The organism is Leclercia sp. UBA5958 (assembly GCF_002430365.1).
In the GTDB taxonomy this organism is placed as follows: Bacteria; Pseudomonadota; Gammaproteobacteria; order Enterobacterales; family Enterobacteriaceae; genus Enterobacter; species Enterobacter pneumoniae.
On sequence record NZ_DJCE01000007.1, the window covers coordinates 645,965 to 667,761 of the forward strand.

At 55.6% G+C, this 21,797-nt stretch carries 16 protein-coding genes; 10 read left to right on the plus strand and 6 right to left on the minus strand.

Annotated elements, in window-relative coordinates; genetic code table 11:
• The first annotated feature begins 58 nt into the window (after window positions 1–58).
• Window positions 59–1,174: a macrolide transporter subunit MacA gene (gene macA, locus B2Q93_RS12500; RefSeq protein WP_040076355.1), complete on the plus strand. Its 1,116-nt coding sequence runs from the start codon at window positions 59–61 to the stop codon at window positions 1,172–1,174.
• A complete protein-coding gene (macB, locus tag B2Q93_RS12505; protein WP_286933291.1) occupies window positions 1,171–3,111 on the plus strand; it encodes a macrolide ABC transporter ATP-binding protein/permease MacB in 1,941 nt (646 codons plus the stop codon). Before macA ends, macB begins: the two co-directional genes overlap by 4 nt.
• A gap of 68 nt (window positions 3,112–3,179) precedes the next feature.
• Here the strand turns inward: macB and cspD are convergent, their stop codons facing one another.
• On the minus strand, window positions 3,180–3,401 hold the full coding sequence (gene cspD, locus B2Q93_RS12510) for a cold shock-like protein CspD (protein WP_040076353.1): 222 nt from the start codon (window positions 3,399–3,401) through the stop codon (window positions 3,180–3,182).
• A gap of 305 nt (window positions 3,402–3,706) precedes the next feature.
• On the opposite strand from cspD, the gene clpS reads away from it, so the two are divergent.
• The 3 genes from clpS to B2Q93_RS12525 all read left to right on the plus strand — a co-directional run bounded on the left by clpS (window position 3,707) and on the right by B2Q93_RS12525 (window position 6,967).
• Window positions 3,707–4,027 (plus strand): ATP-dependent Clp protease adapter ClpS, encoded by a 321-nt coding sequence (gene clpS, locus B2Q93_RS12515; RefSeq protein ID WP_040076352.1) that lies wholly within the window; start codon window positions 3,707–3,709, stop codon window positions 4,025–4,027.
• Between the two features lie 29 nt (window positions 4,028–4,056).
• Complete coding sequence (clpA, locus tag B2Q93_RS12520) at window positions 4,057–6,333, plus strand: ATP-dependent Clp protease ATP-binding subunit ClpA (RefSeq protein WP_040076351.1); 2,277 nt, start codon at window positions 4,057–4,059, stop codon at window positions 6,331–6,333.
• 196 nt (window positions 6,334–6,529) lie between these two features.
• Window positions 6,530–6,967: a hypothetical protein gene (locus B2Q93_RS12525; protein WP_286933294.1), complete on the plus strand. Its 438-nt coding sequence runs from the start codon at window positions 6,530–6,532 to the stop codon at window positions 6,965–6,967.
• Between the two features lie 266 nt (window positions 6,968–7,233).
• Here B2Q93_RS12525 and infA read toward each other — a convergent pair whose 3' ends face one another.
• The 5 genes from infA to trxB form a co-directional block, all read right to left on the minus strand.
• A complete protein-coding gene (gene infA, locus B2Q93_RS12530; protein ID WP_002211347.1) occupies window positions 7,234–7,452 on the minus strand; it encodes a translation initiation factor IF-1 in 219 nt (72 codons plus the stop codon).
• A gap of 287 nt (window positions 7,453–7,739) precedes the next feature.
• Window positions 7,740–8,444, minus strand: a complete 705-nt coding sequence (gene aat / locus B2Q93_RS12535; RefSeq protein WP_286933301.1) for a leucyl/phenylalanyl-tRNA--protein transferase — start codon at window positions 8,442–8,444, stop codon at window positions 7,740–7,742.
• Between the two features lie 243 nt (window positions 8,445–8,687).
• Window positions 8,688–10,409, minus strand: a complete 1,722-nt coding sequence (gene cydC, locus B2Q93_RS12540; RefSeq protein ID WP_286933305.1) for a heme ABC transporter ATP-binding protein/permease CydC — start codon at window positions 10,407–10,409, stop codon at window positions 8,688–8,690.
• Entirely contained in the window at window positions 10,409–12,175 is a 1,767-nt protein-coding gene (gene cydD / locus B2Q93_RS12545) for a heme ABC transporter permease/ATP-binding protein CydD (RefSeq protein ID WP_046886845.1), read from the minus strand. Before cydD ends, cydC begins: the two co-directional genes overlap by 1 nt.
• 114 nt (window positions 12,176–12,289) lie before the next feature.
• Complete coding sequence (gene trxB, locus B2Q93_RS12550; protein WP_072039526.1) at window positions 12,290–13,258, minus strand: thioredoxin-disulfide reductase; 969 nt, start codon at window positions 13,256–13,258, stop codon at window positions 12,290–12,292.
• 550 nt (window positions 13,259–13,808) lie between these two features.
• Between trxB and lrp the strand changes: the two genes are divergently transcribed.
• The 5 genes from lrp to serS all read left to right on the plus strand — a co-directional run bounded on the left by lrp (window position 13,809) and on the right by serS (window position 21,676).
• A complete protein-coding gene (gene lrp / locus B2Q93_RS12555) occupies window positions 13,809–14,303 on the plus strand; it encodes a leucine-responsive transcriptional regulator Lrp (RefSeq protein ID WP_000228469.1) in 495 nt (164 codons plus the stop codon).
• Between the two features lie 133 nt (window positions 14,304–14,436).
• Window positions 14,437–18,111, plus strand: coding sequence for a DNA translocase FtsK 4TM domain-containing protein (locus B2Q93_RS12560; RefSeq protein ID WP_286933319.1), 3,675 nt, complete (start codon window positions 14,437–14,439; stop codon window positions 18,109–18,111).
• 132 nt (window positions 18,112–18,243) lie between these two features.
• The gene (lolA, locus tag B2Q93_RS12565) at window positions 18,244–18,858 is read left to right on the plus strand and encodes an outer membrane lipoprotein chaperone LolA (protein ID WP_040076344.1); all 615 of its coding nucleotides are present in this window, start codon (window positions 18,244–18,246) and stop codon (window positions 18,856–18,858) included.
• Between the two features lie 9 nt (window positions 18,859–18,867).
• Window positions 18,868–20,211, plus strand: coding sequence for a replication-associated recombination protein RarA (gene rarA, locus B2Q93_RS12570; RefSeq protein WP_286933322.1), 1,344 nt, complete (start codon window positions 18,868–18,870; stop codon window positions 20,209–20,211).
• 172 nt (window positions 20,212–20,383) lie between these two features.
• Window positions 20,384–21,676 (plus strand): serine--tRNA ligase, encoded by a 1,293-nt coding sequence (gene serS / locus B2Q93_RS12575; protein ID WP_046886841.1) that lies wholly within the window; start codon window positions 20,384–20,386, stop codon window positions 21,674–21,676.
• The last annotated feature ends 121 nt before the right edge of the window (window positions 21,677–21,797 follow it).

The window sequence follows — 21,797 nt, forward strand, 5'->3', positions numbered from 1 at the left end:
CCCCAGTTGATATTAGCCTTCTCATTTTGATGGAACATTCGAAGGAACCAGGATCGTTATGAAGATCAGAAGTAAGCTCAAAAAGCGGTATATCCTTGCTGCGATTATTATTTTCGTTGCGCTGATTGCTGTCTGGAAGACGCTAAATAAACCCACTCCTCTCTACCAGACGCTTATTGTCCGCCCGGGCGAGCTGCAACAAAGCGTATTAGCTACCGGTAAACTTGATGCACTGCGTAAAGTCGACGTGGGCGCACAGGTGAGCGGGCAGCTGAAAACGCTGTCGGTTGAAATTGGGGATAAAGTGAAAAAAGGGGAACTGCTGGGGGTGATCGATCCTGAGCAGGCTGAGAACCAGATCAAAGAGGTGGAAGCGACCCTGATGGAGCTGCGCGCCCAGCGCGGGCAAGCCGAAGCAGAGCGTAAATTGGCCCAGGTGACGCTGGCGCGCCAGCAGCAGCTGGCCAAAACCCAGGCCATCTCTCGTCAGGATCTGGATACAGCGGCCACAGAACTGGCGGTGAAGCAGGCGCAGATTGGCACCATTGACGCGCAAATCAAACGCAATCAGGCCAGCCTCGACAGCGCCAAAACGAACCTCGAGTATACCCGCATCGTCGCGCCGATGGCCGGTGAGGTGACGCAAATTACTACCCTGCAAGGGCAGACGGTGATTGCCGCTCAGCAGGCTCCAAACATTCTGACCCTCGCAGACATGAGCACCATGCTGGTGAAAGCCCAGGTCTCCGAGGCGGACGTTATCCATCTTAAACCCGGTCAAAAAGCCTGGTTTACCGTACTGGGTGACCCGCAAACCCGCTATGAAGGGGTGCTGAAAGATATCCTGCCAACGCCTGAAAAGGTCAACGACGCCATTTTCTACCATGCCCGCTTTGAGGTCCCGAACCCAAAAGGGGTGTTGCGTCTGGAGATGACCGCGCAGGTGCATATCCAGCTCACCGGCGAGAAAAATGTGCTGACCGTACCGCTGGCGGCGCTGGGCGAATCGACCGGAGATAACCGCTATAAAGTCAAAGTGCTGCGTAACGGCGAGACCCGTGAGCGTGAGGTCAGCCTCGGCTCGCGCAATGACACGGATGTGGTGGTTGTGAAAGGGCTGGAAGAGGGGGATGAGGTCGTCGTCAGTGAGACCCTGCCGGGAGCGGGTAAATGACCGCTTTGCTTGAACTGAATGCAATTCGCCGGAGTTACCCTTCGGGGGATGGCGAGGTGGAGGTGCTGAAAGGCATCTCTCTGCAGGTTGAAGCGGGGGAGATGGTCGCCATCGTCGGTGCCTCGGGCTCCGGTAAATCCACCCTGATGAACATTCTCGGCTGTCTGGATAAACCCACCAGCGGCACCTACCGCGTGGCGGGCACCGACGTGTCGACCCTCAGTGGGGATGCCCTGGCCAAACTGCGCCGCGAGCACTTCGGGTTTATCTTTCAGCGTTATCACCTGCTCTCGCATCTGAGCGCCGTACAGAACGTCGAAGTGCCAGCCGTTTACGCGGGCGTAGAGCGCCGCAAACGGCTGGAGCGGGCACAGGCGCTCTTAACCCGGCTGGGGCTGGGCGAGCGCGTTGATTATCAACCCTCGCAGCTTTCCGGCGGTCAACAGCAGCGCGTCAGTATCGCACGTGCTCTGATGAACGGCGGGCAGGTGATCCTCGCTGACGAACCCACCGGGGCGCTCGACAGCCACTCTGGCGAAGAGGTGATGGCAATCCTGCACCAACTCCGCGATCAGGGGCATACGGTGATCATTGTCACCCACGATCCCCAGGTTGCCGCCCAGGCAGAGCGCATCGTGGAGATCCGGGATGGCGAGCTGGTCAGCAATCCTACGGCAAAGCAGGGCCAAACACGCAGTCAGCAGGTGGCGCTACCGCCCCCCTCCGGCTGGCGCCAGTTTGCCAGCAGTTTCCGTGAGGCACTTACCATGGCCTGGCTGGCGATGGCGGCCAATAAAATGCGAACCCTGTTGACGATGCTCGGCATCATTATCGGTATCGCTTCGGTGGTCTCGATTGTGGTGGTCGGCGATGCGGCCAAGCAGCTGGTGCTGGCCGACATTCGCGCTATCGGGACCAACACCATTGATGTCTATCCCGGAAAGGATTTTGGCGATGACGAGCCGCAGTTCCAGCAGGCGTTGAAGTATGACGATCTGGCCGCGATCCAGAAGCAGCCGTGGGTCAACTCGGCCACGCCGGCGGTGTCGCAAAACTTACGCCTGCGCTACGGCAATATCGATGTGGCGGCCAGCGCTAACGGGGTGAGCGGCGACTATTTCAACGTTTACGGCATGACCTTTAGCGAGGGGGCGACCTTCAACGCTGAGCAGCTTGCCGGGCGCGCGCAGGTGGTGATTCTGGATGCCAATTCACGTCGTCAGCTCTTCCCGAATAAGGCGAAGGTGGTGGGCGAGGTGATTCTGGTGGGCAACATGCCCGCAACGGTCATCGGCGTCGCTGAAGAGAAGCAGTCAATGTTTGGCAGCAGTAAGATCCTGCGCGTCTGGTTGCCCTATACCACTATCTCCGGGCGAATTATGGGGCAGTCGTGGCTGAACTCCATCACCGTGCGCGTGAAAGAGGGATACGATAGCACCCAGGCCGAGCAGCAGCTTGCACGCCTGTTAATGCTGCGGCATGGCAAGAAAGATTTCTTCACCTGGAACATGGACGGCCTCTTGAAAACGGCGGAAAAGACCACACGTACTCTTCAGCTGTTCCTGACGCTGGTGGCGGTCATTTCACTGGTGGTGGGTGGCATCGGGGTGATGAATATCATGCTGGTGTCGGTCACGGAGCGAACCCGGGAGATTGGCATCCGCATGGCGGTGGGCGCCCGGGCCAGCGATGTGCTTCAGCAGTTTTTAATCGAGGCGGTGCTGGTCTGTCTTGTGGGCGGTGCGCTGGGCATCTCCCTCTCGCTGTTAATTGCGTTTACGTTGCAACTCTTTTTACCGGGCTGGGAAATTGGCTTTTCGCCGATGGCGCTAATGACCGCTTTCTTGTGCTCAACCTTCACCGGCATTTTGTTCGGCTGGTTGCCTGCACGCAATGCGGCAAGGCTGGATCCGGTGGATGCGCTAGCGCGAGAATAAGCGAAATAAAAATGCCAGCCGATCGGGCTGGCATTTTGACTGCATGATGTACACAATGAAGCAGAGAGCTAGGCGGTCGCCTCGACTTCGTAGGGCACAATCACACTTGCGTGATTGCCTTTTGGCCCTTGATGTACATCGAACCGGACCGACTGCCCGGCTTTTAACGTTCTGTAACCATCCATTTGAATGGTGGAATAGTGAGCGAAAATATCTTCGCCGCCGCCTTCAGGGCAGATGAAACCAAACCCTTTGGCGTTGTTGAACCACTTAACAGTACCCGTTTCCATGCTTCGACATCCTTCGTAAGTCTTATTAATTAAGATGGAATGAACCGGTGGCGGAGCGGGGGCTGTTCAAAACCTCGCCAACTCTCGCCAGTCTAATTTAGATAAACCAAACAGATCGTCAAGCGTTTGCCGGCGGGGGAAGGGGAAAAATGAACCAAAATTTGAAGCAGTTAACGCTATTGCCGGGTATTGTGACAGACATCGCGGATGGCAATAATAGATGAGAGTTATCTGACAACTGGGGTAGATTGAAGTTATGTATGATCCTCAGTCAGGGCAGCGTACAACGATGATGATGACTGACAATGGGTAAGACGAACGACTGGCTAGATTTCGACAAACTGGCGGAAGATGAAGTGCGCGACGCGCTAAAACCGCCATCTATGTATAAAGTTATGTTAATGAACGATGACTACACGCCAATGGAATTTGTTATTGACGTGCTACAAAAGTTCTTTTCTTATGATGTAGAACGTGCAACGCAACTGATGCTTACCGTTCACTATCACGGCAAAGCCATCTGCGGGGTATTTACCGCAGAAGTCGCAGAGACGAAGGTGGCGATGGTGAACAAGTATGCGAGGGAGAACGAGCATCCGTTGCTGTGTACGCTGGAAAAAGCCTGATTCAGGCATGAAAATTGGGGGAGGTGCCTATGCTCAATCAAGAACTGGAACTCAGTTTAAATATGGCTTTCGCCAGAGCGCGTGAGCACCGACATGAGTTTATGACCGTCGAGCACTTGCTGCTCGCACTGCTTAGCAACCCATCCGCCCGCGAGGCGCTCGAAGCCTGCTCGGTGGACCTGGTGGCGCTACGTCAGGAACTCGAAGCCTTCATCGAACAAACCACACCGGTCCTGCCCGTGAGTGAAGAGGAGCGCGACACGCAGCCGACGCTCAGCTTCCAGCGCGTCTTGCAGCGTGCGGTGTTCCATGTCCAGTCCTCCGGACGTAGCGAAGTGACGGGCGCTAACGTACTGGTCGCTATCTTCAGCGAGCAGGAGTCGCAGGCTGCGTATCTGCTGCGCAAACATGAAGTCAGCCGCCTCGATGTGGTGAACTTTATCTCTCACGGAACGCGTAAAGACGAGCCGAATCAGCCATCGGATCCCAGCAACCAGGTCAATAACGAAGAGCAAGCAGGCGGGGAGGAACGTATGGAAAACTTCACCACCAATCTTAATCAGCTTGCTCGCGTTGGCGGTATCGACCCGCTGATTGGCCGCGATAAAGAGCTGGAGCGCGCTATCCAGGTACTGTGCCGTCGCCGTAAAAATAACCCGCTGCTGGTGGGGGAGTCGGGCGTGGGTAAAACCGCGATTGCCGAAGGGCTCGCCTGGCGTATTGTGCAGGGCGACGTTCCGGAAATCATGGCCGATTGCACCATCTATTCGTTGGATATCGGCTCTCTGCTGGCGGGTACCAAATACCGCGGTGATTTCGAAAAACGCTTTAAAGCCTTGCTGAAACAGCTGGAGCAGGACACCAGCAGTATCCTGTTTATCGATGAGATCCACACTATCATCGGCGCAGGTGCGGCCTCCGGCGGCCAGGTGGATGCAGCCAACCTGATTAAACCGCTGCTCTCCAGCGGTAAAATCCGCGTGATGGGCTCTACCACCTATCAGGAGTTCAGCAACATTTTCGAGAAAGACCGTGCGCTGGCACGTCGTTTCCAGAAAATCGACATTACCGAGCCGTCGGTTGAAGAGACCGTGCAGATCATCAATGGTCTGAAAACGAAATACGAAGCGCACCACGATGTGCGTTATACCGCGAAGGCGGTGCGTGCGGCGGTAGAGCTGGCGGTGAAATACATTAACGATCGTCATCTGCCGGATAAAGCGATTGACGTGATCGACGAAGCGGGCGCTCGCGCTCGCCTGATGCCGGTCAGCAAGCGTAAGAAAACCGTCAATGTAGCAGATATCGAGTCCGTGGTGGCACGTATTGCGCGTATCCCTGAGAAGAGCGTTTCTCAGAGCGACCGTGACACGCTGCGTAACCTGGGCGATCGTCTGAAAATGTTGGTCTTCGGACAGGATAAAGCCATTGAGGCCTTAACCGAAGCCATCAAGATGGCGCGCGCCGGGCTGGGGCATGACCACAAACCTGTCGGTTCCTTCCTCTTCGCCGGCCCAACCGGGGTAGGGAAAACCGAGGTGACGGTACAGCTCTCCAAAGCGCTGGGTATTGAGCTGCTGCGCTTTGATATGTCCGAGTATATGGAGCGTCACACCGTGAGCCGTTTGATCGGTGCGCCTCCGGGCTATGTAGGCTTTGACCAGGGCGGTCTGCTCACTGACGCGGTGATCAAGCATCCGCACGCGGTACTGCTGCTCGATGAGATCGAAAAAGCGCACCCGGACGTGTTCAACATCCTGCTGCAGGTGATGGATAACGGGACGCTGACAGATAACAACGGGCGCAAGGCGGACTTCCGCAACGTGGTGCTGGTAATGACTACCAACGCCGGGGTACGTGAAACTGAGCGTAAGTCTATCGGCCTGATCCACCAAGATAACAGCACCGATGCGATGGAAGAGATCAAGAAGATCTTTACGCCGGAGTTCCGTAACCGTCTGGACAACATTATCTGGTTCGATCACCTCTCTACCGATGTGATCCATCAGGTGGTGGATAAGTTCATCGTCGAGCTGCAGGTTCAGCTGGATCAGAAAGGCGTGTCGCTGGAAGTGAGTCAGGAGGCCCGCAACTGGCTGGCCGAGAAAGGCTACGACCGTGCGATGGGTGCCCGTCCGATGGCGCGTGTAATTCAGGATAACCTGAAGAAACCGCTGGCCAACGAACTGCTGTTTGGTTCGCTGGTGGATGGCGGTCAAGTGACCGTTGCGTTGGATCAGGCGAAAAATGAGCTGACGTACGATTTCCAAAGTGCGCAGAAGCATAAGCCGGAAGCGGCACACTAACGTCACTGAAAAGTAACAAGCCGGGTTAAGAGCCCGGCTTTTTTTTGCCCTCAACAGCTCAAGGCTGGAATTTTGCGAGGCGCTTTCCAGAATAATGAACAGAATATGGCTGGATATAATCACAGTGGTAAAGTATTTTCATACCGGTATAAGTGGCGTCCTGAGAGTGCGGATAGACATGCGTTAAGGAGGATGAATGGAAAGTAACACCCCTTTGGTTTATCCCTACAGCGAGCTAGCGCGTTATCCGGATCTGGCGACCCTTACGGAACGATGCACTCTGCTGACCGAAATTCTGCTCGACAGCTCGTCGCTACCGCAAATTCAGCCGGTTTGCCGTTGTCTGGGGGCTTATCTTGCAAGGGTAAAAGAGACGCTGGAAGGCGCAATGCGCGATGATCAGACTGTAGCGATCGATGAAGAGTCTGTGCAGTATCTGCCAGAGGGGTGGCGACTGAAAGAGACCGGGGGCCGGTGTGATTACTGCCGGGCACTAAACCATGTGCTACTGGTTTCCCATTTCGACCGCGATATGCTGCCCTATCTGACCCGCTTGCTGCACGATATGACGCTGTCTATGCGTGATGGCCTCGCGCTGCGCGAGCACTGCCTTGTGTTCAAGGTTACCCACTAACAAAACAGTATGACTGTTCTCCTCACAAGTCCTCTCAATCTCATCGTTTGGGATCCCGACGCAGGGAAGTGAGTAGCGGTTGAGAAGCCTCTTTTTTGACCCTCTCCCCACAGTATTAGCGATGCCAGCGCGAGGGTAGTGGAAACCTCTATTACGGGACCCCTTTTAAGGTTCCTCTGAGGAAAGGGGGAGGCGCAGGCAATAAAAAAGGCCGGGAATAATCCCGGCCTTTTTCAATATTCATCTGCCTTAGCAGGCAATAACAATTAGCGACTACGGAAGACAATGCGACCTTTGCTCAGGTCGTACGGGGTCAACTCAACAGTCACTTTGTCGCCCGTCAGAATGCGGATGTAGTTTTTGCGCATTTTACCGGAGATGTGTGCAGTCACCACGTGACCGTTTTCCAGTTCTACGCGAAACATGGTGTTAGGCAACGTATCAAGTACGGTACCCTGCATTTCAATATTGTCTTCTTTGGCCATCTAATCCTCTGGGGTATCACTACCAAGTTTTGAACCGGCAAGATAATGCCGAAATTCATCAATTAAGTAAAGAATTGTGCGGTTAAAACGCAACAAAGCAGCTTCGGCGCATTGCCCGACGTGACGGTACGACCGTACGAAAAGCGCATACGTAAAGGGGAGAAGACAGGATAAACGCCAGGACGTTATCTGATGCAAGCTATTCCCAAACGGCGGCGGGGCAACAGGCAGAACCTACTCTGCGGCACCAATTATAGCACCATGATAAAAAAATATGCGCAAAACATTTATCCCCGAGGCATAAATAACGTAGTCGGCACCCAAAAGTTTTGCGGTAATTTTTTCGGACGCATTGTTTCAAGATGCTGTAAATATTCGCGGCGGGTAATCTCCACGGCGCCCAATGACGCGGTGTGGTCATTCAGCACCTGGCAATCCAGCAGCTGACCGCCGTTTTGCACAAAATGTTCGCAAAATACCAGCAGGGCCGTTTTTGACGCATTCACCGCGCGACTGAACATCGACTCGCCACAGAACAGGGACCCCTGAGCGACGCCGTACATCCCCCCGACCAGCGAATCTCCCTGCCATACCTCGATAGAGTGGGCATAACCCAGCTCATGCAGACGATGATAGGCATCAATCACTTCACGGGTGATCCAGGTCCCTTCATGCCGATCGTTAGCACAGCCCTCGATCACCTTGCCAAACGCGTGATTAAGCGTGACGCGATAGGGGGAGCGGCTATGGAAGCGCTTCATGCTGCGGCTGAGATGAAACTCCGTGGGCCAGAGTACCGCCCGGGGATCGGGTGACCACCACAATATAGGATCGCCTGGAGAGAACCAGGGAAAGATCCCCCGCTGGTAAGCCATTAACAGACGCGACGGGCCTAAATCGCCGCCGAGAGCCAACAGGCCGTTAGGTTCACGCAATGCTCCCTCCGGAGAAGGGAACGCAAGAGAGTGGCGAGAAAGCTGGACCAGGCGCATGACAGCAAAACTCCAGTACGCGAGTAAGGATCGGTTCAAATATAAACCCAAATACTTCGCGTTGCAGGAGAGCGGCATAGGCGAAATTCTCCAGTGACTCGCTCAGCAAGTCACTGGAGTGAGCGACGAATCTGCCGGGAGCAGATTTAAACGCTGCTCGCAGCGCCACCGCAGAACCAGACCCAGCGATGGGCCCGGTCACAAAGCCAACGTATCTGCAGCTCGAAGTATGACGGGTGTAGACTACAGACGTTGTTTAAACTGGTAGTAGCGACCCTGTTTCGCCAACAGCTCTGCGTGACTACCTTGCTCAATAATATGTCCGTTGTCCATCACAATTATTTGATCCAGTGCAGCCAGTCCACGCAGGCGATGGGTCACCATCACCAGGGTTTTTCCGCGCATCTCTTTGGCCAGCAAATCGAGAATTTGGCTCTCTGTCGTCGCGTCCAGCCCTTCGGTAGGTTCATCCAGTAGCATAAGCGGTGCGTCATGGAGCAACGCGCGGGCAATCGCCAGACGACGCAGTTCGCCACCGGAAAGTTGACGTCCCCCTTCACCGAGCCAGCTGTTCAGCCCTTCATCTTCCAGCAGCTTATGCAGGCCCACTTTTTCCAGCATGACACAGAGTCTTTCATCGCTGGCGGCAGGGGCCGCAAGCAGCAGGTTATCGCGCAGCGTGGCGCTAAATAGATGAACACGCTGGGGCACAACGCTCACGGCGTTACGCAGCGCAGCTTCGCTGAACTGGGGCAGGGGGGTGTCATTAAAGCGAATAACCCCCTCCTGCGGATCCCAGGCGCGAGTGAGCAACTGCAGCAACGTCGATTTTCCGCAGCCGGTTCGCCCCAGCACCGCAACGTGTGCACCCGCGGGAATGTTCAGATTCAGACTATCCAGCGCTTTTTGCGCTTTATCGTCGTAGCTAAAACTGACATTTTCGAGCGTGAGCGATAGCTGGGCAGGACACTCACAGGATGTTTCGCTAAAGCGCACTTCCGGCGTCTGCCCGGTGATTTCGGTGATGCGCAGCGCAGAGGCGATAACCTGGCCAAGATGCTGGAACGCACCCGTAACCGGGGCCAGCGCTTCAAAAGCGGCCAGTGCACAGAAGACAAAGAGCGCAATCAGGGCGCCGGGCTGAGTGTTATCACCCACGCCGCCTGCGGCCAGCCACAGCATCGCAACCACGGCAACGCCACCAATCAACAGCATCAGCGCTTGTGAAAGGGCCGTCAGTTCGGACTGCTTGCGCTGAGCTTCGTGCCAGTTAAGCTCGGTATTCTCCATCTGATGACGATAACGCTGGCTGGCGCCAAATACGGTCAGTTCTGCCTGCCCCTGCAGCCACGCTGTCAGTTGCTGGCGATACTCGCCACGCAGATGGGTCAGGTTTTGACCGGTTGTTTTCCCGGCACGATAAAACAGCGGGGGCAATAAAAACAGCGTCAGCAGCATGATCCCGCCCAGCACCAGCGCAAGGTGTACATCAAGCAAGCTCAGCCCCAGCGTCACGACCACAATCACCACAAACGCGCCCACTAATGGCGAAATCACCCGAAGATAGAGGTGATCGAGCGTGTCCACATCCGCCACCACGCGATTAAGCAATTCGCCCTGGCGATAACGCGCCAGCCCGGCGGGGGAGAGGGGAAGGAGTTTGCTGAAGGTATCGACGCGCAGGTGTTGCAACACGCGGAAGGTGGCATCGTGGCTCACCAGACGTTCGAAATAGCGGCCGGCGGTACGGGTGATGGCGGTGCCGCGGACCCCGGCAGCGGGCAGCATATAGTTAAAGCTGTAAAGCCCCGCAAAGCCAGCCACGGCGGACGCTGAGAGGAACCAGCCGGAAAGGGTAAGCAGGCCAATACTGGCTAACAAGGTAAGAATCGCCAGAGCGACGCCCAGGGTTAGCATCCATTTATGACGCTTATAAAGCGCAAGATAAGGCAATAACGCGCGCATCAAATATCCTCCTGACGATTGGCCAGCAGGGCGGCAAAGGGCCCCTGCGCCGTAGCGAGCGTGGCGTAATCTCCCTGCTCGACAAGACGGCCATTTTCCATCACCCAGATCTGGTCCCATCCGGCAATGCCTTCCAGCTGGTGCGTCACCATTAACGTGGTTTGCTGCAACGAGGCCGTATCCAGCGCGGACATCACCCGCTGTTCGCTGTGCGCATCCAGGCTGGCGCCCGGTTCATCAAGCAGTAAAAGCTGACAGGGGTTGAGCAGGGCGCGGGCGACAGCGATACGTTGCGCCTGGCCTACCGAGAGCCCGGCAGACTGGTCACCCACCCGGGTATCCACCCCGTTGGGTAACAGCGGCAAGAATTCGCTGACCCAGGCGCGATCGAGCACCGATTTCAGCTCCTCTTCGCTGGCATCCGGGCGCGCCAGAAGGACATTTTCGCGCAGCGTGGCAGCAGGCAGCTGCGGGTTTTGCCCAACCCAACTCAGATGGGCACGCCACTCGTCGGGATCCAGCGCCGAAAGTTCGGTCTGGTTAACGCGCAGTGAACCGCTGTAGGCCATAAAACCGGAGAGCGCATTTAACAGCGAGCTCTTGCCAGAACCACTGGTACCCACAAGCACTACGCGTTGACCCGCGTGCAGGGTGAAATTCAGCGGTCCTGCCAGCACTTTACCTTCAGGTGACAATACGCAGAAATCCTCAGCCTGAATGGCTACCGGCTGTGTTGTATTTAGCGTGACATCGCCGCGCTGCGGATGCGCAAGCGGCGTCTCCAGGAAGGTTTTCAGGCTGTCGGCGGCACCCACGGCTTGCGCTTTGGCGTGATAGAAGGTTCCCAGATCGCGAAGCGGCTGGAAAAATTCCGGTGCCAGAATCAGGGCCAGGAAACCTGCAGAGAGCGTAACGGCCGTGCCGTAGTGACCAAAATCAAGGGCGCCGAGATAAGAGAAGCCAAAATAGACCGCTACCAGCGCAATGGAGAGGGAGGTAAAGAACTCCAGTACGCCGGAAGAGAGGAAGGCGAGACGTAAAACTTCCATGGTGCGCTGACGGAAATCCTGTGAGGCCAGGCGAATATTTTCGATTTCCGCATCGCCCCGGCCGAACACACGCAGCGTCTCCATACCGCGTAGACGATCGAGGAAATGCCCGCTCAGACGGCCCAGCGCCAGAAAATTACGGCGGTTTGCATCGGCCGCACCCATGCCTACCATCGCCATAAATAGCGGAATAAGTGGGGCAGTGCAGAGCAGAATCAGGGCCGCGACCCAGTTATAGGGGAAGATCGCGATAACAATGAGCAGCGGTACGCAGGCGGCGAGGGCCATCTGTGGAAGATAGCGGGCATAGTAGTCGTGCATATCGTCAATTTGCTCAAGGATGAGGGTCGCCCAGCTCCCGGCCGGCTTGCCCTGAATCCAGGCGGGGCCCGCCTGCTGAAGTCTGTCCAGCACCTGGCGGCGAATCTCATAGCGTATATGCTGCCCCGCATGAAACCCCACCCGCTCACGCAGCCAGACGACCCACGCACGCAGAATAAAGACCAGCATCAGCACGACAAAGGGCAATAACAGCGCCTCGCGCGGTATGTTCTCCATTATCATCATGTTAAGAATGCGGGCCAGCAGCCAGGCCTGACCGACAATCAACAGGCCGCTGATAAAACCCAGAAGTCGGGAAATATTTAGCCAGCGGCGGGAAATAACGCTTTGCTGTTTCAGCCAGCGAGTTAACTCTTGTTGACGGGTTTTTTCCATTGCGTGCTTTGCAGGTGAAGTTATCAGAAATTAGGCACGGCAATGTTACACGCCAGGAAAAATAAAGGCGACCTATGGCCGCCTTTATTTACGTTTGTTACTGACTTGTAAAGATTATTTGCTCTGTTCAGCCAGCCCATCAAGGTAACGTTCTGCATCCAGCGCAGCCATACAGCCGGTGCCCGCAGAAGTGATTGCCTGACGATAAATGTGGTCCATCACGTCACCTGCGGCGAACACGCCCGGGATGCTGGTCTGGGTAGCATTACCGTGAATACCGGACTGCACTTTGATGTAGCCGTTTTCCAGCTCAAGCTGTCCTTCGAAGATGCCGGTGTTTGGGCTGTGGCCGATGGCAACAAACAGACCCGCCACTTCCAGCGACTCTACGTTATCGGTGTTCTGAGTATCGCGGATACGCAGGCCAGCAACGCCCATCTGGTCGCCGGTCACCTCTTCGAGCGTGCGGTTAGTGTGCAGCACGATGTTGCCGCTGGCCACTTTATCCATCAGACGCTTGATCAGGATTTTTTCCGCGCGGAAGGTTTCACGACGGTGGATCAGATGCACTTCCGAAGCGATATTCGCCAGATAAAGCGCCTCTTCCACGGCAGTATTGCCGCCGCCGATGACCGCCACTTTCTGATTGCGGTAGAAGAATCCGTCGCAGGTGGCGCAGGCGGATACGCCGCGTCCTTTAAAGGCCTCTTCTGAAGGCAGGCCCAGATAGCGAGCAGAAGCCCCTGTAGCGATGATTAACGCATCACAAGTGTAAACACCACTATCACCGGTCAGCGTGAACGGACGGTTTTGCAGATCGACCTTGTTGATGTGGTCGAACAGAATTTCGGTTTCGAACTTGGTCGCGTGCTCGTGCATACGTTCCATCAGCAGCGGCCCGGTCAGGTCATTCGGATCGCCTGGCCAGTTTTCCACTTCGGTTGTGGTGGTCAACTGACCGCCTTTTTCCATGCCCGTGATCAGTACCGGTTGCAGGTTAGCGCGTGCAGCATAGACCGCTGCGGTGTATCCCGCAGGTCCAGAACCAAGGATTAGCAGCTTACTGTGTTTGGCCGTGCCCATGAGATCCCCATTGTTGTTGGCAGACATTTCCCGCGATTGTAGGGAATTTGTCGCTTTAAAAAAAGGGCACAGCGATTTTGTTAACGATATGTGCAATAGCAACCAGCAATCAATCGGCCCGGCAATTACCCTTTTGAGCGAACAACGCATGAATAATCGGTCGAAAGTAAGGCGATAAAATGAGGATTAATGCCCGGTCGTAATGAATATCCGGCATGTTGTACTAAAAATCGATGTTTTGCTTTGACAATCCCCTGCGCTTTTGCGAAAACATTCAAGGAAGAAAAAAATGCGGTCTTTGTGTAGCGCATAGTCATGCACATAATCGCCATTTTTATCCGGTCAGCGAAATCTACGCATGGTGTGGACAGATGCCATGCGTGATGTTGATGACAGCCCACGGGCAACGGTCTTCTTACCACATAACCCCAATTGCTATCGCGCAAACTACAAAACAGGCGATGCGATTAACGACGGGTATAGACTCTGAACAGTGAAGTGCACAGGGTCCTGGCAGGAGTTAGGGAAGGAATACAGAGAGACAATAATAATGGTAGATAGCAAGAAGCGCCCTGGCAAAGATCTCGACCGTATCGATCGTAACATTCTTAATGAATTGCAAAAGGATGGGCGTATTTCCAACGTCGAGCTTTCAAAACGTGTGGGACTTTCCCCGACGCCGTGCCTCGAGCGTGTGCGCCGACTGGAAAGACAGGGTTTCATTCAGGGCTATACGGCTCTGCTTAACCCGCATTATCTGGATGCCTCACTTCTGGTATTTGTTGAGATTACTCTGAATCGTGGCGCGCCGGATGTGTTTGAACAGTTCAACGCTGCTGTGCAAAAACTGGAAGAAATTCAAGAGTGTCACCTGGTTTCCGGTGATTTCGACTACTTGTTGAAAACCCGTGTACCTGACATGTCTGCTTACCGTAAGCTGCTGGGTGAAACCCTGCTGCGTCTGCCTGGCGTGAACGACACCCGTACTTACGTGGTGATGGAAGAAGTCAAGCAGAGCAATCGTCTGGTTATCAAGACGCGCTAACACGGAACAGGTGCAAAATCAGCGTACTTTGGTTACACTCCTGTTAATCCATACAGCAACAGTGTCGGTTTACCGGCACTGTTGTCCGTTTTAGCAAACAGGCAGGAAATGCCTGGTACCTGGAGAGCCTTTCTTGAGCCAGGAATATACTGAAGACAAAGAAGTCAATTTATCTAAGCTAAGCAGTGGGCGCCGACTCCTTGAAGCGTTACTGATTGTTACTGCCCTTTTTGCCATCTGGCTAATGGCAGCCTTACTCAGCTTCAACCCTTCCGATCCCAGCTGGTCACAAACCGCGTGGCATGAGCCTATTCATAATCTGGGCGGTATACCCGGTGCCTGGCTTGCGGATACCCTGTTCTTCATTTTTGGCGTAATGGCCTACACCATCCCGGTGATTATCATCGGTGGATGCTGGTTCGCCTGGCGTCATCGTCAGAACGATGAGTACATCGACTATTTTGCGGTCTCGCTGCGCCTGATTGGGGCGCTGGCGCTGATCCTCACCTCCTGTGGACTGGCGGCGATTAACGCCGACGATATCTGGTATTTTGCCTCTGGCGGGGTGATCGGCAGTCTGCTAAGCACCGCGCTGCAGCCGATGCTGCACAGCAGCGGCGGTACGCTGGCGTTGCTCTGTATCTGGGCCGCAGGCCTGACGCTGTTTACAGGCTGGTCATGGGTGAGCATTGCCGAGAAGATTGGCAGCCTGATTCTGAACATTCTCACCTTCGCCAGTAATCGTACGCGTCGTGACGATACGTGGGTCGATGAAGATGAGTACGAAGACGATTACGAAGAGGCCGAAGAGCACGCCGAGCAGCGTGAATCGCGTCGCGCACGCATTATGCGTGGGGCATTGGCCCGTCGTAAACGTGTCGCCGAGAAATTCAGCAACCCGTTAGCCCGCAAGACCGACGCGGCGCTCTTCTCCGGTAAACGGATGGATGACGACGAGCAGGTTGCATACAGCGCGGGCGGCGCAGCCGTTGACCCTGACGATGTGCTCTTTTCAGGCCATCGTGCGACGCCGGGCGATTACGATGAATACGATCCACTGCTCAATGGCCATTCCGTCACTGAACCTGTAGCGGCCGCCGCGGTTGCGACCACCGCAGCGCAAGCCTGGGCCGCGCCAGTGGAGGCGGTTACACCTTCTGCGCCCGTACCGGCACCCGAATCAGCAGTGCAGCAGCCGCTGGTTGACTGGCAAACTGCCCCTGGCGTTCATACCCCTGAGCCGACAATTGCCCCTGAGCCGCAGAGCTATGTGCCGGTTCAACAGGAGCCGTGGCAGCAACCTTATCAGCCAGAGCCGGTTTACGAGCCGCAACCTTATCAAGACTATGAACAACCCGTTGCTCAGCCGTATCAAGAGCCGGTCGCGCCGCAGCAACCGTTAGCGACTGAACAACCGTACGTTGCGCCGCAACCCGAGCCTGAAGTGGAAGAAACCAAGCCGGCTCGTCCGCCTATGTACTATTTCGAAGAGGTCGAAGAGCGCCGTGCTCGCGAACGCGAACAGCTTGCAGCCTGGTATCAACCGGTGCCGGAGCCGAATTCTGCGCCAGTCTCTTCGCAACCCGTTTCTGCACCGGCGATGCCAGAGGTTGATCCGACGGCCTCCGTTTCACCGGCGGCAGCCGGCGTGAAGCAGGCTACGGTTTCAGCAACCGCAGCCGCAGCGGCCGCTGCACCTGTCTTTAGCCTTGCCACTGGCGGATCCGGTGCGCCGCGCGCCCAGGTGAAAGAGGGCATTGGCCCGCAACTGCCTCGCCCGAACCGCGTCCGCGTCCCAACCCGGCGTGAGCTGGCTTCCGCCTCTTTCGGGATTAAGATCCCCTCTCAGCAGCGTCAGCCAGAAGAAAAAAGGGTGGATGCGGAATACGATGAGGCTGATGAGTTGCACCAGGATGAGCTGGCTCGCCAGTTTGCTGCGCAACAGCAGCAGCGCTATGGCGAAGAGTATCAGACTGAGGTGCAGCCTTACGCATCTCAGAACGAAGAAGATGACGCTGCCGAAGCAGAACTGGCTCGCCAGTTTGCTGCCTCTCAAGAGCAGCGCTATTCAGGCGAGCAGCCGTCAGGCGCGAATCCCTTTTCGTTGTCAGACTTTGAATTTTCACCAATGAAAGATCTGGTGAATGACACCCCGAGCGAGCCGCTGTTTACGCCGAGCGTTATGCCGGAGGCGGAACCGCCTCGTCAACAGTATGCGCCAGCGCCTCAGCAGCAGCCTGTGGCACCGCAACAACAGCCGCAAGACAGTCTGATCCACCCTTTATTAATGCGTAATGGTGACAGCCGTCCAGTTCAGCGTCCAACCACGCCGCTGCCGTCGCTCGATCTGTTAACGCCGCCACCGTCTGAAGTGGAGCCGGTTGATACCTTCGCTCTCGAGCAGATGGCTCGCCTGGTTGAAGCGCGTCTGGCCGATTTCCGCATCAAAGCCGATGTCGTGAACTACTCGCCAGGCCCGGTCATTACCCGTTTTGAACTCAACCTGGCACCAGGCGTGAAAGCGGCCCGAATTTCTAACCTGTCCCGTGACCTGGCTCGCTCGCTGTCGACCGTTGCGGTGCGTGTAGTGGAAGTTATTCCCGGCAAACCGTATGTCGGCCTGGAACTGCCGAACAAGAAGCGTCAGACCGTTTACCTGCGCGAAGTGCTGGATAACACCAAGTTCCGTGACAATCCCTCTCCACTGACGGTGGTACTGGGTAAAGATATCGCAGGCGATCCGGTGGTTGCCGATCTGGCGAAAATGCCTCACCTGCTGGTTGCGGGGACCACCGGTTCCGGTAAATCGGTGGGTGTCAACGCCATGATCCTGAGCATGCTCTACAAGGCACAGCCGGAAGATGTCCGCTTCATCATGATTGACCCTAAAATGCTTGAATTGTCAGTTTATGAAGGCATTCCGCATTTGCTGACCGAAGTGGTCACCGACATGAAAGATGCGGCCAACGCCCTGCGCTGGAGCGTCAATGAGATGGAGCGTCGCTACAAGCTGATGTCTGCCCTCGGCGTGCGTAATCTGGCGGGTTATAACGAGAAGATTGCTGAGGCCGCGCGAATGGGCCGTCCGATTCCGGATCCTTACTGGAAGCCGGGCGATAGCATGGACGCGCAACATCCGGTACTGGAAAAACTGCCCTATATCGTCGTACTGGTGGATGAATTCGCCGACCTGATGATGACCGTGGGTAAGAAAGTGGAAGAGCTGATTGCCCGTCTGGCGCAAAAAGCGCGTGCCGCCGGTATCCACCTCGTTCTGGCGACCCAGCGGCCTTCCGTAGATGTCATTACGGGTCTTATCAAAGCGAATATCCCGACCCGTATCGCCTTTACCGTGTCGAGTAAAATTGACTCCCGTACCATCCTCGATCAGGGGGGCGCGGAGTCGCTTCTGGGGATGGGCGATATGCTTTACTCCGGCCCGAACTCTACCTCGCCGGTCCGTGTTCATGGTGCCTTTGTCCGCGACCAGGAAGTGCATGCCGTAGTGCAGGACTGGAAGGCGCGTGGCCGTCCGCAGTATGTGGATGGCATTACCTCCGATAGCGAGAGCGAAGGCGGTGGTGCAGGTGGTTTCGATGGTGGAGAAGAGCTGGATCAGCTGTTTGACCAGGCTGTTAACTTCGTTACCGAAAAGCGTAAAGCCTCTATTTCGGGCGTGCAGCGTCAGTTCCGTATCGGCTACAACCGGGCAGCCCGTATTATCGAGCAGATGGAAGCGCAGGGCATTGTGAGTGAAGCCGGGCATAACGGTAACCGCGAAGTGCTGGCGCCGCCTCCCTTTGAGTAATGCGGCTGCTTATTGCAAAGATGCGTAAAGCAGCTAAATTTAAGCATTTTCTTCTGTCACCTGCCTGCGGGCAGGTCCAGAATAGTGGACAAAGAGCGCCCATTCCGGGACGACGTTTTTGAAGGACTAACAATGAAAAAAATCGCAATCGCCTGTGCATTACTGAGTAGCCTTGTCACCAGCAGCGTCTGGGCTGATGCCGCCAGCGACCTGAAAAGCCGTCTGGATAAAGTGAGCAGCTTCCATGCCAGCTTTACGCAGAAAGTCACCGACGGTAGCGGGAACGCGGTACAGGAAGGTCAAGGTGACCTGTGGGTTAAACGTCCTAACCTGTTTAACTGGCATATGACCCAGCCGGATGAAAGCATCCTTGTCTCCGACGGTAAAACCTTGTGGTTCTTTAACCCGTTTGTCGAGCAGGCCACGGCGACCTGGCTGAAAGATGCCACCAGCAATACGCCATTCATGCTGATTGCGCGTAACCAGTCCAGCGACTGGCAGCAGTACAACATTAAGCAGAATGGTGATGAATTTGTCCTGACGCCAAAAGGGAACAATGGCAATCTGAAGCAGTTCACCATCAACGTGAGCAGCAACGGCACCATCAATCAATTTGGTGCGGTTGAGCAAGACGACCAGCGCAGCAGCTATCAGCTCAAATCCCAGCAAAATGGCGCTGTAGACGCATCAAAATTCACCTTTACCCCGCCGCAGGGCGTAACGGTGGATGACCAACGTAATAAGTAAGAGGCGTGAGTGGGCAATCTGTCGCTCGATTTTTCAGATAATGCGTTTCAACCTCTGGCCGCCCGTATGCGGCCAGAAAATTTAGCGCAGTACATCGGCCAGCAACATCTGCTGGCTGCGGGTAAACCGCTGCCACGAGCGATTGAGGCCGGGCATCTGCATTCAATGATCCTTTGGGGGCCGCCGGGTACGGGTAAAACGACCCTCGCTGAAGTCATTGCCCGCTATGCCAATGCAGATGTCGAGCGTATCTCTGCAGTGACCTCCGGCGTTAAGGAGATCCGCGAAGCGATAGAACGCGCGCGGCAGAACCGTAACGCCGGGCGTCGCACCATTCTTTTTGTTGATGAAGTTCATCGCTTCAACAAAAGCCAGCAAGATGCTTTTCTGCCGCATATCGAAGATGGCACCATCACCTTTATTGGTGCGACCACCGAAAACCCCTCTTTTGAATTGAACTCGGCGCTGCTGTCCCGCGCGCGCGTCTATCTGCTTAAATCCCTTACAACCGAGGATATTGAGCAGGTGCTGACGCAGGCGACGGAGGACAAAGCGCGGGGCTATGGTGGTCAGGATATCGTTTTGCCCGATGAGACGCGTCGTGCCATTGCCGAGCTGGTGAACGGCGATGCGCGTCGGGCGCTGAACACCCTGGAAATGATGGCCGATATGGCCGAGCTGGACGGGGCCAGCAAGCGGGTGTTGAAGCCCGAATTACTGACGGAGATTGCCGGAGAGCGCAGCGCCCGCTTCGATAACAAAGGCGATCGGTTTTATGACCTTATCTCCGCTCTGCACAAATCGGTGCGCGGTAGCGCGCCGGATGCGGCGCTTTACTGGTATGCCCGTATCATCAGCGCAGGCGGCGACCCACTGTATGTGGCGCGGCGCTGTCTGGCGATTGCCTCGGAAGATGTAGGCAACGCCGATCCGCGTGCGATGCAGGTGGCTCTCTCAGCCTGGGATTGCTTCACGCGGGTGGGGCCAGCAGAGGGCGAGCGCGCCATTGCGCAGGCCATTGTCTATCTGGCTTGCGCCCCCAAAAGTAACGCTGTTTATACGGCCTTCAAAGCCGCGATGGCGGATGCTCGCGAACGGCCAGACTACGACGTGCCGGTGCATTTACGCAACGCCCCAACCAAGTTGATGAAGGAGATGGGCTACGGGCAGGCGTATCGCTATGCCCATGATGAGCCCAACGCATACGCTGCCGGTGAGGAGTACTTCCCGCAGGAAATGGCACAAACGCGCTATTATCACCCCACAAACAGAGGTCTTGAAGGCAAGATTGGCGAAAAGCTCGCCTGGCTGGCCGGACAGGATCAAAATAGCCCTATAAAACGCTACCGTTAGGTCCATCGTTGCGGTAATGTTGGCACTGTACACCCGCTCTACTTCAAGCTGCATGTGCATTGGCTGCGCTTGCTTGCCGCCTTCGCGCAGCTTGAATTATCCAGGGTCTATTACTGTGACCGCAGGCTGTGGTTACTTTTTCCTCTTTTAATTCGATAAGCACAGGATAAGCATGCTCGATCCCAATCTGCTGCGTAATGAGCCAGACGCAGTCGCTGAAAAACTGGCACGCCGGGGCTTTAAGCTGGATGTAGATAAGCTGCGCGCTCTTGAAGAGCGTCGTAAAGTTCTGCAGGTACAAACTGAAAATCTGCAGGCTGAACGCAACTCTCGATCGAAATCCATCGGCCAGGCGAAAGCGCGCGGGGAAGACATTGAGCCATTACGCCTGGAAGTGAACAAACTGGGTGAAGAGCTGGATAAGGCGAAAGCTGAACTGGACGTTCTTCAGACCGAAATCCGTGATATTGCCCTGGCTATCCCGAACATTCCTGACGACAGCGTCCCTGTCGGCAAAGACGAAAATGACAACGTTGAAGTGAAACGCTGGGGTACGCCTCGCGAGTTCGACTTTGAGGTTCGCGATCATGTGACCTTAGGCGAGATGCACGCGGGGCTGGATTTTGCCGCTGCGGTTAAGCTGACCGGTTCTCGTTTTGTGGTGATGAAAGGTCAAATCGCACATCTGCACCGCGCGCTGGCGCAGTTCATGCTGGATCTGCACACAGAACAGCACGGCTATAGCGAAACCTACGTTCCGTATCTGGTAAACCACGATACGCTGTACGGTACAGGTCAGCTGCCGAAGTTTGCGGGCGATCTGTTCCATACCCGTCCGCTGGACGAAGAGGCTGATAGCAGCAACTACGCGCTGATCCCAACCGCAGAAGTGCCGCTGACTAACCTGGTGCGCGACGAAATCATCGATGAGGACGATCTGCCGATTAAGCTGACCGCTCACTCACCGTGCTTCCGTTCTGAAGCGGGCTCCTACGGTCGTGATACTCGCGGTCTGATCCGTATGCACCAGTTCGACAAAGTTGAGATGGTGCAGATTGTGCGTCCTGAAAACTCCATGGATGCGCTGGAAGAGATGACCGGCCACGCTGAAAAAGTGCTGGAGCTGCTGGGCCTGCCGTACCGTCGTATGGCGCTCTGTACCGGTGATATGGGCTTTGGTGCGTGTAAAACCTTCGATCTCGAAGTGTGGGTGCCGGCGCAAAATACCTATCGCGAAATCTCATCCTGCTCCAACGTCTGGGATTTCCAGGCGCGCCGCATGCAGGCACGCTGCCGCAGCAAGTCTGACAAGAAAACCCGTCTGGTACACACCCTGAACGGTTCTGGTCTGGCTGTGGGACGTACGCTGGTTGCAGTGCTGGAAAACTACCAGCAGGCCGATGGCCGCATCGAAATCCCTGAAGTGCTGCGTCCTTATATGAAAGGTCAGCAGTTCATCGGTTGATTTGCTTTCAAGCATAAAAAGCGCCTACGGGCGCTTTTTTTATCCCCTTGTTTTGACTCGACGCAATAACCCCTCCCTCTAAAGTAGTAATACTTCCCTGCAGATTCGCCAGCACAAAATA